This window comes from Enterococcus salsurae (assembly GCF_054784955.1).
Genome location: NZ_BAAHWY010000005.1, coordinates 22,268 through 34,770 on the forward strand (window position 1 = coordinate 22,268; position 12,503 = coordinate 34,770).

18 protein-coding genes are annotated in these 12,503 nt (G+C 41.7%); 11 read left to right on the forward strand and 7 right to left on the reverse strand.

Annotation, left to right across the window (positions count from 1 at the left end; all coding sequences use genetic code 11):
• Positions 1-22: 22 nt before the first annotated feature.
• From ACYVRS_RS12275 to dat, 3 genes are all read left to right on the forward strand, one after another.
• Positions 23-448 carry a hypothetical protein gene (locus ACYVRS_RS12275; protein WP_313540329.1) on the forward strand — a complete coding sequence of 142 codons (426 nt, stop codon included), beginning with the start codon at positions 23-25 and terminating at the stop codon, positions 446-448.
• 68 nt (positions 449-516) lie between these two features.
• The gene (locus ACYVRS_RS12280; RefSeq protein ID WP_461203445.1) at positions 517-1,611 is read left to right on the forward strand and encodes an AI-2E family transporter; all 1,095 of its coding nucleotides are present in this window, start codon (positions 517-519) and stop codon (positions 1,609-1,611) included.
• A 135-nt stretch (positions 1,612-1,746) separates the two neighbouring features.
• The gene (gene dat / locus ACYVRS_RS12285; RefSeq protein WP_313540326.1) at positions 1,747-2,583 is read left to right on the forward strand and encodes a D-amino-acid transaminase; all 837 of its coding nucleotides are present in this window, start codon (positions 1,747-1,749) and stop codon (positions 2,581-2,583) included.
• Between the two features lie 51 nt (positions 2,584-2,634).
• Here the strand turns inward: dat and ACYVRS_RS12290 are convergent, their stop codons facing one another.
• Both ACYVRS_RS12290 and ACYVRS_RS12295 read right to left on the reverse strand, forming a co-directional pair.
• A complete protein-coding gene (locus ACYVRS_RS12290; protein ID WP_312497465.1) occupies positions 2,635-2,808 on the reverse strand; it encodes a hypothetical protein in 174 nt (57 codons plus the stop codon).
• Complete coding sequence (locus ACYVRS_RS12295; RefSeq protein ID WP_313511111.1) at positions 2,805-3,473, reverse strand: NAD(P)H-dependent oxidoreductase; 669 nt, start codon at positions 3,471-3,473, stop codon at positions 2,805-2,807. Before ACYVRS_RS12295 ends, ACYVRS_RS12290 begins: the two co-directional genes overlap by 4 nt.
• A 122-nt stretch (positions 3,474-3,595) precedes the next feature.
• Here ACYVRS_RS12295 and ACYVRS_RS12300 point away from each other — a divergent pair, with 122 nt between their 5' ends.
• The 4 genes from ACYVRS_RS12300 (at position 3,596) to ACYVRS_RS12315 (ending at position 7,520) form a co-directional block, all read left to right on the forward strand.
• Entirely contained in the window at positions 3,596-3,781 is a 186-nt protein-coding gene (locus tag ACYVRS_RS12300; protein WP_461203446.1) for a hypothetical protein, read from the forward strand.
• Positions 3,782-3,859: 78 nt separating this feature from the next.
• Complete coding sequence (locus tag ACYVRS_RS12305; RefSeq protein WP_461203447.1) at positions 3,860-4,678, forward strand: MurR/RpiR family transcriptional regulator; 819 nt, start codon at positions 3,860-3,862, stop codon at positions 4,676-4,678.
• Between the two features lie 94 nt (positions 4,679-4,772).
• Positions 4,773-6,338 (forward strand): maltose/glucose-specific PTS transporter subunit IIBC, encoded by a 1,566-nt coding sequence (gene malX / locus ACYVRS_RS12310; RefSeq protein ID WP_461203448.1) that lies wholly within the window; start codon positions 4,773-4,775, stop codon positions 6,336-6,338.
• A gap of 21 nt (positions 6,339-6,359) precedes the next feature.
• Positions 6,360-7,520: a MalY/PatB family protein gene (locus ACYVRS_RS12315; protein WP_461197458.1), complete on the forward strand. Its 1,161-nt coding sequence runs from the start codon at positions 6,360-6,362 to the stop codon at positions 7,518-7,520.
• A gap of 80 nt (positions 7,521-7,600) precedes the next feature.
• Here ACYVRS_RS12315 and ACYVRS_RS12320 read toward each other — a convergent pair whose 3' ends face one another.
• Positions 7,601-7,762 carry an aldo/keto reductase gene (locus ACYVRS_RS12320; protein ID WP_312497471.1) on the reverse strand — a complete coding sequence of 54 codons (162 nt, stop codon included), beginning with the start codon at positions 7,760-7,762 and terminating at the stop codon, positions 7,601-7,603.
• Positions 7,763-7,879: 117 nt separating this feature from the next.
• Entirely contained in the window at positions 7,880-9,280 is a 1,401-nt protein-coding gene (locus ACYVRS_RS12325; protein WP_461203449.1) for a C69 family dipeptidase, read from the reverse strand.
• A gap of 186 nt (positions 9,281-9,466) precedes the next feature.
• Here ACYVRS_RS12325 and ACYVRS_RS12330 point away from each other — a divergent pair, with 186 nt between their 5' ends.
• Positions 9,467-9,898: a DUF4430 domain-containing protein gene (locus tag ACYVRS_RS12330; RefSeq protein WP_312541135.1), complete on the forward strand. Its 432-nt coding sequence runs from the start codon at positions 9,467-9,469 to the stop codon at positions 9,896-9,898.
• Positions 9,882-10,424, forward strand: a complete 543-nt coding sequence (locus ACYVRS_RS12335) for an ECF transporter S component (protein ID WP_461203450.1) — start codon at positions 9,882-9,884, stop codon at positions 10,422-10,424. The genes ACYVRS_RS12330 and ACYVRS_RS12335 overlap by 17 nt, the downstream gene beginning before the upstream one ends.
• 25 nt (positions 10,425-10,449) lie before the next feature.
• Here the strand turns inward: ACYVRS_RS12335 and ACYVRS_RS12340 are convergent, their stop codons facing one another.
• Positions 10,450-10,638, reverse strand: coding sequence for a hypothetical protein (locus ACYVRS_RS12340; protein WP_054114576.1), 189 nt, complete (start codon positions 10,636-10,638; stop codon positions 10,450-10,452).
• Positions 10,639-10,833: 195 nt separating this feature from the next.
• Between ACYVRS_RS12340 and ACYVRS_RS12345 the strand changes: the two genes are divergently transcribed.
• Positions 10,834-11,193 carry a hypothetical protein gene (locus ACYVRS_RS12345; protein ID WP_054114577.1) on the forward strand — a complete coding sequence of 120 codons (360 nt, stop codon included), beginning with the start codon at positions 10,834-10,836 and terminating at the stop codon, positions 11,191-11,193.
• A gap of 41 nt (positions 11,194-11,234) precedes the next feature.
• Here the strand turns inward: ACYVRS_RS12345 and ACYVRS_RS12350 are convergent, their stop codons facing one another.
• Positions 11,235-11,507 carry a hypothetical protein gene (locus ACYVRS_RS12350; protein ID WP_054114578.1) on the reverse strand — a complete coding sequence of 91 codons (273 nt, stop codon included), beginning with the start codon at positions 11,505-11,507 and terminating at the stop codon, positions 11,235-11,237.
• A 128-nt stretch (positions 11,508-11,635) separates the two neighbouring features.
• Here ACYVRS_RS12350 and ACYVRS_RS12355 point away from each other — a divergent pair, with 128 nt between their 5' ends.
• A complete protein-coding gene (locus tag ACYVRS_RS12355) occupies positions 11,636-11,830 on the forward strand; it encodes a hypothetical protein (RefSeq protein ID WP_312497477.1) in 195 nt (64 codons plus the stop codon).
• 80 nt (positions 11,831-11,910) lie between these two features.
• Here ACYVRS_RS12355 and ACYVRS_RS12360 read toward each other — a convergent pair whose 3' ends face one another.
• Entirely contained in the window at positions 11,911-12,483 is a 573-nt protein-coding gene (locus ACYVRS_RS12360) for a hypothetical protein (RefSeq protein ID WP_461203451.1), read from the reverse strand.
• Positions 12,484-12,503: the final 20 nt, after the last annotated feature.

A 12,503-nucleotide genomic window follows, 5' to 3' on the forward strand; every position in this document is an offset into this window, starting at 1 on the left:
AAAAAGGAGAAGGTGTGAATAGATGGGGAAGTGGCTGCTGTTGTTTATCGCTTTATTTGTTGGTCTTGGGGCTTGTGCTGGGGGAATGATTGCATGGCTGAGTTGGCAGCCGCTGGAAAATGGTGACACATACATGGGGTTGTCACATACCATGCTGCGGCATACGCCCTTTTCTACTTTTTTGGTTCCTGGCATTTTTTTGTTTTTGGTATTGGGCCTAGGAAATTTAAGTGCGGCGTTGTTGATGATACGGAAAAAAGATAACTATCTAAGCATGTGTATGGGTGGCTGCTTGGTTGCTTGGGTTCTCATTCAAGTGGGGATGTTGCGGGGCGGAAATGGGCTGCATGTCTTCTTCTTGCTGATTGGTTTCTTACAATTTGGACTGAGCAGACATATCATTCGTGTGGCTCACCAACATATTCCTTTTTCCGCACATCAAAATTAATCGGTAAATGCGTTTCATTTAAACATATAAACATATAAATCATTTAAAGCCATTTGGAGGAAAATCATTTGAAGTTTTTACAAAAATCAAAAATTTTTGCATGTTTGGTGATCATTTGCCTGACAGGACTAGCAATCTGGATCTTTTCTAATATATTATTCGTTTTCAGACCCCTTGAGGCTGTTTTTTCGAGTGTCTTTCTGCCAGTCTTGATTTCGATCTTTATTTTTTACATCTTTTTGCCTTTTTTCAATTGGGTCAAACGTGTGACCCAGAAAAAACAAGTGGCTCTGATGTTGACATTGTTGTTGATTGTCTTTGCGGCTTACTTGATCATCCAAGTCATTGGTCCTGCCTTGGCCGCTGAAATGGGACGCTTTATCAGTCAAGTGCCAATCATCATCAATTTAGTGATTGAGAATATTGATCATTCTTATTTGCAAACGGTCTTTGATCCATTGGTGGAATCTGTCAATTTTTCACAAATCGGCAATTTTGCGCTGCAATTTTTGACAGGGGCTACCAATAGTTTAACCAGCCTGATCTCGATCGTATCTCATTCGGCGATTATTTTGTTCACGATTCCGCTGCTATTGGTTTATATGTTCAAAGATGGGGACCGGCTGCCAGCACTTCTTTCAGAGAAATCACCCAAAAAGTATCGCGCCTTGATTTTGCAGTTGTGTGATGATTTCCATCAAGCGGCTTCAGCTTATATCGGCGGCAAATTGCTTGTATGTTCTTATGTTGCTGTATCTAGTTATTTGGTTTTCTCTTTACTAGGTTTGCAAAATGCCCTTTTATTAGGGCTGATTTGCGGGGTACTGGACATTATTCCTTACTTTGGTCCTTTTATTGGGGCTGCACCGGCATTCTTATTTGCACTCAGTCAAGATATCCAAACAAGTCTACTTCTGGTGCTTGGGATCACGATCATTCAGTTTGGTGAATCGTATTTGGTTTCTCCATTAGTGATGAATAAAGTGCTGCACATCCATCCAATCATTGCTGTCTTTTTGTTGTTGATTGCTGGGAACCTGTTAGGGTTTGTAGGAATGATCGTGGCTCTGCCTGTCTACTCGATCGTTGTGGCCATGTCGGGTACGTTTATTCGTTATTGGCAAGCGCATCGTTTATCGCATTCAGTGATTGAAAAAGAATAACATTGTTGAAACAGTTATCCTCGGATAGCTGTTTTTTTGTACGATCCCACAACATTTTTTTCAGTAAATTGCGATCCCTTTGACACCCATAACGTGCTATACTAATGTCACAGAAAGTCTTGAGGAGTGGGTAGGATGAACGTATTATGGAATCAAGATATCGTTGCACGAGATCAGGTAAACATCGATATAGAGGACCGTGGCTATCAATACGGTGATGGCATTTATGAGGTGATCAGAGTGTATGGTGGTCAGTGCTATATGTTGGCTGAACACATGGAAAGATTGACAACGAGTGCGAAAAAGATCAAACTAGCCTTGCCTTATGAGCCACAGCGGATTGCCGCCAATTTGCAGAAATTGATTGCCATTGAAGGCATCGACAATGGAGAAATCTACCTGCAGATCACAAGAGGCGTATTTTCTCCGAGAAATCACCAGTTTCCTGATCCAGGAACTGTTCAGCCAGTGTTGACAGCCAATGCAATTCCTTTCGAACGGCCAACAGAGATGCAGCAAAGAGGACTGAACGCAACTGTGATCCCAGACCAGCGGTGGTTGCATTGCGACATCAAATCGTTAAGTTTATTGGGAAATTTGTTGTCATTGGATGAAGCCATTGAAAAAGGCTTTGATGATGCTTTGCTGCAAAGAGATGGCTTTTTTACTGAAGCCTCGGCATCGAATCTTTGGTTCGTTTTAGAAGGAAAACTGTATACACATCCCGATGGACCTCTGGTCTTACCAGGGATCACCAAAATCAAGGTGCGGGAACTGTGCGGAGAATTGGGGCTATCGTTGCAAGAAGAAGCCGTATCGATTACTCGCTTAAAGGATGTCCAAGAATGCTTCTTGACCAATTCTGTTTGGGAAATCATACCGATCGTATCGGTTGATGGCCAATTGATTGGAAATGGCGAGAGAGGCCCAATCACGACGTTGTTGCAGCAAGCGTACATCGCCGCCATTTAGAGAACTGAAAAAACTGCACCAGATTCACCGAATCTTGGCGCAGTTTTTTGATTACCAGTCACTGGGATTCCACAATTTACCATCCAACTCACCTTGTTTAGAAGTGATACGCTGTTCTTGCTCTTGAAATAATGCAGCTAGCCCTTGTAAGAGGGCTTTTTCGTGATAGTCGTTGGTTTCATTGCTGGCAGCAGTAATGAGTTGTTCGATCCATGGTTCAATCATAGGGATTCCTCCAAACTATCCAATGCCTCATCTAAATCTTGAATCAGCTCACGATTTTCTTCCAATTGTGTCAATAAAGGTGCCAGCTGAGGTTTGACTTCGATGAGCGAGTGCAATCTATCTGCAAACCATTGCTGCTTTTGATCAAATGAAAAAGGATAGGGCATAGTGAGTAGTTGTTGATAGTCCACTACGAACCTTCGCTTTTGTGTTTCTGTTTTATACATGAACTGATCTAAGACGATCAAAGGCAGCACCGTCATGTGGTATTTTTGGGCCATTCTCAATTGCGGCCGCAATATTTCGTTGAAGCTGATTTGTTCATTGCCACCCAATTGAAATTCTTTTGCTGCCACACCAGTAGAAATGGCAAAGCCAATTTCTTTGCCGGTCAATAAAGGTTTTGCCTCTGTCCATATCGTATCGATCCAGGCTTTCATTTTAGCTGGAACACTATACCAATACAGGGGAAACTGGAGAATCAATCGATCACAATCTGCCAATAATGCCAGTTCATCCGCAAGGATAAACTGATCCAATTGATCAAGAAAATGAAGGGTCACGCCTGGGATTTTGGCACTTTCAGCAAAAAATCGCTGTGAAAGTGAATGCTGGTAGTTAGGGTGGCTCGCGATGACCAAAGTCTTTGTCATAAATGTATTCATCCTTTCATTATAGATGTACCACAAATTCGCACAAAGGGAAACTACTCTGCTTTTTTTAGGTTCATTTAAGGTGAGAAAGGTATGATCTAAAGAAACGCTACATGTGAAGGAGCAGTCTCATGATGAAAAAGGTCAAATTCGTTTGTATAAAAGGATCCGCGTTGTTGGTCTGGCTTGTGGCCAGTGGCATCGCTCTCGTTGAAAAAGGATCGGGTAGCAGCAGAAGAAAGACGCTAGAAGTGCCGAATAACCGGATCATTCAAGAAGACGGACAAGAGTTTACCATCAAGAAAGAGCCTTCTCTCTGACATTGTTGAACTAAATTTCTGGTAGTAAATAAGGGATAGTTGTACATTTCTTTGGCACGGGTATAATAAGAGTATCAAATGAAATGGACCGATGTGATGAATCATTTATATAAACAAATTCAGTATCAAATCCCCAAATTGAACCGTGTTGAAAAAAATGTATTAGACTATTGCTTGAGCGCCTCCACAATTGTTTCAGAGATGACAGCGACTCAATTGGCAGGTCAAACATTCACTAGTCAAGCGACAGTTTCCCGTATGGCAAAGAAACTTGGTTTTGCAGGATTCCAAGAATTTAAATTTGCTCTGAAAAGCCAGCAAACAGTGACAAAAATCGATACCCCAAGTTCAAGTAACCAACCACTTGCCTTGGTGCAGCTGATTCAACAAATGGTTGACGATTTTACCCAATCAATGCAAGGTATTGACCTGAAGCGTATACAGGCCGCTACAGAGTTACTGCTGAAAGCCAAACGAATCGAGTTTTTTGCACTGGGTCAAAGCATGCCCGTGGCATTATCTGCAAGCCGAAAATTACGATTTCTGGGCAAACCTGTTGGCGCCGCAACTGATTGGGATGAACTTTTTGCTGTAAGCAATCATCTGACAAGCAGTGATTTAGCCATTTTTATCAGTTTAAGTGGTGAAACGATTGGTATGTTGGATTATGCAGATCGGCTGCAGTCTCGTCAAGTGCCGATTATTGCTTTCACAGGTACACAGGGCAGTTCGTTGACAGAACGAGCAACCTTATCTTTCGTAGCCCAAAGCAGTACGATGTACACGCAAGATATTGATTTAAGCCCCCGCATTCCTTTGGCCGGAATCTTAGATGTTTTGATGATCCAATTTGCCTATCAATTGCAATTTGAGAAGAATAGCCATTCTGATTCTTGAATGGCTATTCTTCTTTTTCGTTGTGCCTTGTCTCATTTTATGATATCGTTTACATTTTTATTGTAAGGAAATATGAAACTAGGAGGAAATAAGCATGCAAAAAGCAAAAAAAGCTAGTTGGATGGAGATTTTTCAAGGATTAGGAAAAACATTCATGTTGCCGGTTGCATTACTGGCATTTATGGGATTGTTTTTAGGTATCGGCAGTGCCTTTTCTTCTGAAGCCACGATTGATGCCTTCCCTGTTTTAGGCGCAGGATGGTTGCAAGTGATCTTTCGGTTTATGTCAACGATTGGTGGTTTCGCATTCAGCTATCTGCCGGTGATGTTCGCCATGGCGATTCCATTAGGATTGGCGCGCAAAGAAAAAGGGGTAGCCGCTTTTTCAGGGTTTGTTGGTTATGTAGTCATGCATTTATCTATCAATTTTTATTTACAAGAAACCAACCAACTTGCAAGTACAGAACTGATGAGAGAATCAGGTCAAGAGATGGTCTTCGGCATTCAAACATTATCAATGGGGGTTTTAGGTGGTATTATAGCTGGACTTATCGTATATAAACTGCATACGAAATTTTATCATTTTCAATTACCCGATAGTTTTGCTTTCTTTTCAGGTGCCCGTTTTGTACCAATCGTCACTTCAATGACTCTGGCAATAACAGGTGTCGTGATCCCTATGATTTGGCCTGTGTTCGCGTTTGTTATTACTGCGATTGGCAATCTGATCCAGCAGGCAGGTCCATTTGGTCCGTTTCTGTTTGGTTCTGGTGAGCGCTTGCTTCTGCCTTTTGGGTTGCATCATATCTTGGTATCAATGATTCGCTTTACTGAAGCTGGGAGCAGTCAGATCGTTGATGGTCAGCAAGTTTTTGGTGCGTTGAATATCTTTTATGCAGAATTACAAAATGGTTTGAGTATCTCGCCAAGCGCGACAGCATTCTTGTCACAGGGGAAAATGCCAACATTTATGTTTGGTCTACCAGCTGCAGCGTTGGCAATGTATCAAACAGCCAAACCGCAAAATCGGCATAAAATCAAAGGCTTGCTGATCTCAGGTGTGATCGCAACTTTTGTCACCGGGATCACCGAGCCCATCGAGTTTCTATTCTTGTTCATCAGTCCGTTATTGTGGATTTTCCATGTGATCATGACGGGGGCTGGGTTTATGGTGATGAGTCTCTTAGGTGTGACGATAGGCAATACGGATGGCGGTATCCTAGATTTCATTATTTTTGGTGTCATGCAAGGAACTGATACAAAATGGTGGATGGTCTTAATCGTGGGTGCTTGCTGGTTTGCCCTTTACTATGTTGTGTTCAAGACCGTTATCGTACGTAAAGATTTGAAAACACCTGGGCGCGAAGAGACTGAACCCGAAGACATGACGTATTCCGACGAAGAATTGAAACATGATACCAAAGGCGGTTTTGATGCGACGGGGATACTACATGCACTGGGAGGTGCAGAAAATATTGAATCATTGGATAATTGTATTACTCGTTTGAGATTAGTCGTCAAAAATGGATCGATCATCGATGATGCGCGGTTGAAAAAATTAGGTGCTCTAGGTGTTGTGCATCTGAATGATACCAATATCCAAGTAATTATTGGTACGAAAGTAACCACAGTAAGAAATCAATTGGATGCCATCTTGTAGATGGATAGAGGAGTCGATGTTATGTTTTTTGATGAAGAGATAGATCGCAGAGGAACCCATTGTACGCAATGGGATTATATTGAGGATCGCTTTGGTCAAAAAGATTTGCTGCCTTTTACGATTTCAGATACTGATTTTAAGGTGCCAAGTGTGGTTGAAAAGGCACTGATCAAACGCATGCAGCATCCAGTCTACGGGTATACACGTTGGAACCATACTGATTTCAAACAATCAGTATATCTTTGGTACCAGAAGCGATTTGCGACTTCGATCAGTGAAGACTGGTTGGTTTATAGTCCATCAGTGATATACAGTATCAAACAATTGATAGATATTTTAACAGTTGCAGGGGATGGCGTGATCATTCAGACACCAGCTTATGATGCATTTTTTCATTTGATCATCAGTAATGACCGCCTGCTAGTTGACAATCCACTCCTATACCAAGACGGAAATTATCAGATCAATCTGACTGAACTTGCTCAGTTGATGGCTCAGCCAAATAATAAAGTTTTACTGTTATGCAGTCCGCATAATCCCACCGGCCGTGTGTGGAAGAAAGAAGAGTTAAGTGCGATCTTGCAGCTGGCCGATCAGCATGGTGTATTTGTTATCTCAGACGAAATCCATATGGATATATTAAGGCAGGGACAAGTTCATGTGCCGTTAATTCAGTTGGCTGATCAAAATATTGCGGTCGTGACATCGGGAAGCAAAACGTTCAATTTTCCTGGCTTGATTTATTCCTATGGACTGATCCCTAATCAAAACATCAGAGATAAATTCATCAAGCAAATGAAAGAAGCTAACGGCTTGAGTTCCACTAGTATTTTTGGCTTGACGGCGACGATTGCTGCGTATCAAGAAGGCGATACATGGGTAGATGCACTAAACCTTTATCTTGATCAGAATATATCTTTTGTAAAAAACTACTTGCAAAAGTATCATAGCGACATCAAGATAGTGAATAGTCAAGCAACATATTTGATGTGGTTGGATTGCTCAAAGCTGAGATTTTCAATGCCTGAGATTCAAGACCGATTGATCAATCAAGGGAAAATTGCGATCATGGATGGGGCAGTTTATGGAGAATCGGGAAAGCAATTTTTGCGTTTGAATATTGGTTGTCCTCGATCAAAACTCGAAGAAGGAATGACCAGGTTGACAAAAAGTCTGCAGTAGTAATGATTCATCAACAAAAAAACCGTTCACGCAAGAAGAGATCCTGTTTTCTTCTTCATTGCGCTTGCGGTTTTTTGTCTTCATTTTGTTCTCGCTTTTACGGGGGATGCGGGGGTTTTTTCAACGACATGGAGAAAACCATCACGGTCTTGGATGATCAAAATCGATTGATGGTCATAGCGGGTGATGATCTCACCTTTGATCAATTCGTTGGTAATGGTCCGATACTTGTGTGTTTGCATAGTCATTCCTCCCAACAGTTCCTTGTTCCTTCGCTTTTTTAGTGGAGGAACAGGTAACTTCATGATAAAGGATGAATGTATGGTTCGAAACAATTTTAGGTAAAATTTGTGTGAATACTAGTCAGCCAAATTAAAGCGCAACGTCATTTTTTGACTTCCTGATTCAACCATTTTGCCCAAAAGAGCAGTTGCTTGTTCCATGTAGTAATCCGCCATTTGTGCATTGGCCTTTTCTAAAAGCATTGCAGGCTGATCATGATCAAGCCATGCTTGATCCGTTTGGTGCTGGATGCGGCGGCTATAAGCCATCGTATCTAACTCAAATCTCGCTGCTAGATCACTATAACGGTCATAGTCGCTATCACCAATCAATGCAAGGGTCCGACTTAACCAGTAATGATTCAAAGGATCATAGACTTTCGTCGTATCTCGATAAGCAGCAGGTGTATCCGTGATATGGCTATAAAAAGGAACAACCCCATTGAACGTATTTGGTCCAAAAGCCAACCAATGGATTCCTGCAAGTTCAGGCGCGATATTGTTTCTGATTTGCAAAATATGGATCTGCTGGTTTCGGTTGAGCGCGATGGAACGAAATTGTTTTTTCTCTACCGCTGTGCCGGAACCATATGGGTCGAAAGGTGTATCTTGAAAATGACTGCTTAACGCCCATTTGACATCTTCAATCGTTAGCTTTCGTTTGGGATAACACAAGAAAGGCAATTCATGATCGATTGGCTCGGCCTCTAATCCACTGAAATGTTTTTGGATATACCAAGAACGAGGATTATTATACCGTGTATCTTTCTCAGTAGCACTGCCGAAAATATGACGTAGATTGACACCTTCAAAATCGGGATTCAAGTGGTGTTTGTCGATCATCTCTGGCAATCCTGCGGCGTATAAGACGTGATCAGCGTCAAAATCAAAGTGGTCGATATTCAAGCGATTTGGCGCGACGACATAGGCATCGTCAGGAATACGGATGGCCGCCCAGTGATGGCCACCAATGGTTTCCATGTACCAGACTTCATCCTGATCGGAAAAGGCAATACCATTAGACTCGTAGGTACCATATTGTGCGAGTAATTTACCTAAGCGCAAAACACCTTCTCGAGCGGAATGAATATACGGTAAGACGATACTGACAAAATCCGCTTCGCCGATGCCGGTGGATACAAAAGGATCGATTGCTAAGACCCGGGAATTGGTGGTAATGGTTTCTGTGCCGGTCATTGCCACATTCGCGGCATTGATTCCTGATGCCGCCCATACGCCTTGTGCAGGATCTGCTTCAGGTGTCGAAGTATAGCGCATTGGATCATTCGGTAATGCAACCGTACAGTCACTTAAAACGGCATAAAATGACGTGCTTTGTTGTTCAGGGGTGATCACCACAAATTTTTGCGGTTCTGATCCACTGCCGGAATCTTCATTACGGGCGATCATCGTTGATCCATCATTGGTGGCTTTTTTTCCCATCAAGATCGTGGTGCAAGAGGCTGTTTTTCTTTCCATACTTGTTCTCCTTACTTGTTCCCATATTTGTCATGTCTTTTAGAATTGATGTTAGTATAACGATTGTTTCTGCTATTTACAATGGAAAACCATCTACTTTGCAAAAACCATCGAATTTTCTATACTTATTTAGTACAATATAGTTTAGGACAATATTGGCATAACAAAAAGAAACGAGGAGAACAAATGAAACAAAAAATGAGACTAAAATGGATGGTCAGCTATGCAATCGTCATGAGTATTTTATTGGTGGGCTGTGCGAAACCAAGTATTGATGGCACCGACGCAACAATGGAAGCTTCATCAGCTGAAAAATCAGCAACTCAACGGAGTGCCGAGATTTCTTTTGTCAACAAAACCGATGAAGAGGCATCTTCTTTAACAGATAAAACTGTGACCTTTGATGAGGGAACAACGCTGATGTCGATCATGAAAGACAATTTTGATTTGGTAGAGGATCAGGGCATGATCACCAGTATTGATGGCCTGGCCCAAGATGAAAGCAACGGCTATTACTGGACTTACACGATCAATGATGAAATGATCAATACAGGCGCCAATGATACCTTCTTAGGGGAAAACGACAAAGTGGTTTTTACCTATGAAAAATTCGAATAAACAAGCATTTCTTCCCGTGCGGGAACTGGCATTTCTTAGTTTATTAACGGCTGCTGCAGTGGTCGGACGGACTTTGCTGCATCCTTTGCCGAACGTACAGCCAATGACAGTGATTTTCTTATTGATCGTTTTGTCATTGGGATTCAGTCGCGGCATGATCGTGGCGATCCTTTCGCTGGTCATTACCAATCTGTATATGGGGATGGGTCTGTGGACGGTCATGCAAATCATTAGTTATGCCGTCGTTTTAGCTATACAAGCAGTGCTTTGTTTGTCTCGCAGCTATCGGCAAACTAAGCTCTTGCAATTGTTGTACAGCATGAGTGCAGGATTTCTGTATGGGTGGGTGATTTCATGGTTAAGTGTTCAGTGGTATCAGCTGCCTCATTTTTGGCCTTATTACATACAAGGGCTCAGTTTTGATGCTTTGCATGCTTTTGGCAACGGTGCGTTTTATGTTTTATTGGCACCAGTATTCAGCCAACTGATCCAGCGTTTTTATCCTAAAAAAGACAAGATCAGCTGATCTTGTCTTTTTCTATGGCGTTAAGTTATACAATCAATTTTTCTTCTTGTGCAACTAAATCGCACAGTTTTGCGACGCCGGTCTCACCAGTTTCTTTGATGCAAACAGTAGCTGTATTTGTAAGGACATGTAAGACTTGAACTTCCACTAAATCTGGTTGTCCAATGACTTTTGCCCAATAATCAATGCTTAGATCTAACTGTGATTCATTCATCATGCACACCTCATTCTATTCAATTTAGCAATAGAATATCGGAAAGAATGATGAAAGTAAAGGATTTCACCTTGAATAGCATAATAAATGTTATTTTCACTTTATGATGCTTATGTGAAAAAAACCACAGGCATATTATTATCAGATTTTATCAGTGGCGCGTATGCTGATACTAAGTGAAAGGGGTTGCTGAACATGAAGTGGATCGTCAAAAAAGCAGATCTTGAAGTCTACCGCCAGAAGTTTGACGGCAAACTTGCAGCTTATGCAGAAGAAGCCAAAATGATTGCTCTCCCATTACCTAAATACTATATTCTGGTCCTTGATGAAGAAAAATTACATTTGATCCAGTTAGATTTGGACTTTAATGAAAAAGCCTTGCAAACCATTTTTTTGCATGATATCACACAGTTGCAATTCACCGGTGTCTTGAATAAGAAACTGAGTATTCGCACGCCGAACGCGACGATCAAACTATTGATCAAACCAATGGCGATGGGGATTCAAGAAGAGCAAAAACAGTTTCTAGCACGCATAGCCCAAATGGCCAAGTAAAAACCAACCAGAGCTGCCGCGATAGCTGCTCTGGTTGGTTTTTACTCTGGTGTACCGACGATTTTGATAAATGCGTCGATATTTTTAATTTTCATATGTTTGATCACCAACTGCTCACGCTTATTCCATTTTCCTTCTACTTCAAGGTTGTATTTATTTAATGGCAACCGTAAGACGTAGCTGGAAAGATAACGGTCTTTGATGATACAATTGACGATTTTATGGTCTTCAAGTAATTGGATCCCTGTCAACATCATAGGTGTTTCTTGAAAGACCCGGCTATTCACAAGCAATCCTGTATGTGTTTCGTTCATAGTCATTTCCTTTCTAAGCAGCATACATACTTCTTTCTACTAGCTATGTTACCCGATTTAGCAAGGAAAGGCAATTCACATGAAATAATTATCTGTCTATGATAAGCTGAAACAAAGGAGTGATTTTGATGGCTGGATACAATCGTTTTTCGAAAGAATGGCAAAATGCCTCGAAAGAACTGCGAGAGGGAAAAAGAAAGAACGCTAATAAAGGGCTGAAAACCCGGCAAAAAGTGGCTGAGGAAAAAAATAGAAAAGCCGATAATGCCTATACAACCGGTTTTTTGATCGGTTCTTTTCGGGAAATGTTTCGAAAGAAATAGATACTTGCCTACACATAAATATATAAGCCAGTCAGATCAAGTCGTGATAAAACGTCTTGATCTGACTGGCTTTGTTGGGCTTAAAATAAGTAGTTGAAAAAAACACCATTGAGAAAAGAAAAACTGAGATAAAACAAAAACAAGGTGACGATATCTAGGGGCAATCCTTGCAGTAATTTGGGGATCGCAGCAATCTCAACTCTTGTCCGCACACCGGATAACGCGAAGGCAAACAGCAAATACATCCCAGCTGCGGTCGCTAGGTGCAGCATATATTGATGATAGGGAAACTGCGTGACAGTTGCTAAGGTCAAAATCGGCACACTTATAAAGGTCGTTTTGATCAGATGGTCCGTCAGGTAACGCTTCTTGCCAGGAACGATTGCCAGGACGCCCCCAGTAACGATTAGGGCAATCAAAGCAGCAGTGACTAAGTTGGTCACGACGACGTTTCCGTATACGAGTTGAAGGTGCATCACCGCAAAAAACAACGTTCCACTGATAAAATAAGCTGCGCCAATGATGCTTGCAAGGTAACAGACGCGGGTCGTGACATTGGGCATTTTCTTGCCAACGAGAGGGGCCAGTTGTTGGCATACATAATTTGTCAAAATAATCATGAGAAACAGCACAAGTCTGTTGGCGATCGTCATATAGATTCCTCCTTTGAAAA

What these genes read in the sequence shown, in the direction of transcription:
- malX (WP_461203448.1), top strand. Translation starts at nt 4,773, where the DNA reads ATGCAAAAAGCAAAAAAAGCTAGTTGGATGGAGATTTTTCAAGGATTA.
- ACYVRS_RS12360 (WP_461203451.1), bottom strand. Translation starts at nt 12,483, where the DNA reads ATGACGATCGCCAACAGACTTGTGCTGTTTCTCATGATTATTTTGACA.
- ACYVRS_RS12305 (WP_461203447.1), top strand. Translation starts at nt 3,860, where the DNA reads ATGAAATGGACCGATGTGATGAATCATTTATATAAACAAATTCAGTAT.
- ACYVRS_RS12335 (WP_461203450.1), top strand. Translation starts at nt 9,882, where the DNA reads ATGAAAAATTCGAATAAACAAGCATTTCTTCCCGTGCGGGAACTGGCA.
- ACYVRS_RS12345 (WP_054114577.1), top strand. Translation starts at nt 10,834, where the DNA reads ATGAAGTGGATCGTCAAAAAAGCAGATCTTGAAGTCTACCGCCAGAAG.
- ACYVRS_RS12295 (WP_313511111.1), bottom strand. Translation starts at nt 3,473, where the DNA reads ATGAATACATTTATGACAAAGACTTTGGTCATCGCGAGCCACCCTAAC.
- dat (WP_313540326.1), top strand. Translation starts at nt 1,747, where the DNA reads ATGAACGTATTATGGAATCAAGATATCGTTGCACGAGATCAGGTAAAC.
- ACYVRS_RS12340 (WP_054114576.1), bottom strand. Translation starts at nt 10,638, where the DNA reads ATGAATGAATCACAGTTAGATCTAAGCATTGATTATTGGGCAAAAGTC.
- ACYVRS_RS12355 (WP_312497477.1), top strand. Translation starts at nt 11,636, where the DNA reads ATGGCTGGATACAATCGTTTTTCGAAAGAATGGCAAAATGCCTCGAAA.
- ACYVRS_RS12290 (WP_312497465.1), bottom strand. Translation starts at nt 2,808, where the DNA reads ATGATTGAACCATGGATCGAACAACTCATTACTGCTGCCAGCAATGAA.
- ACYVRS_RS12330 (WP_312541135.1), top strand. Translation starts at nt 9,467, where the DNA reads ATGAAACAAAAAATGAGACTAAAATGGATGGTCAGCTATGCAATCGTC.
- ACYVRS_RS12275 (WP_313540329.1), top strand. Translation starts at nt 23, where the DNA reads ATGGGGAAGTGGCTGCTGTTGTTTATCGCTTTATTTGTTGGTCTTGGG.
- ACYVRS_RS12315 (WP_461197458.1), top strand. Translation starts at nt 6,360, where the DNA reads ATGTTTTTTGATGAAGAGATAGATCGCAGAGGAACCCATTGTACGCAA.
- ACYVRS_RS12325 (WP_461203449.1), bottom strand. Translation starts at nt 9,280, where the DNA reads ATGGAAAGAAAAACAGCCTCTTGCACCACGATCTTGATGGGAAAAAAA.
- ACYVRS_RS12350 (WP_054114578.1), bottom strand. Translation starts at nt 11,507, where the DNA reads ATGAACGAAACACATACAGGATTGCTTGTGAATAGCCGGGTCTTTCAA.
- ACYVRS_RS12320 (WP_312497471.1), bottom strand. Translation starts at nt 7,762, where the DNA reads ATGCAAACACACAAGTATCGGACCATTACCAACGAATTGATCAAAGGT.
- ACYVRS_RS12300 (WP_461203446.1), top strand. Translation starts at nt 3,596, where the DNA reads ATGAAAAAGGTCAAATTCGTTTGTATAAAAGGATCCGCGTTGTTGGTC.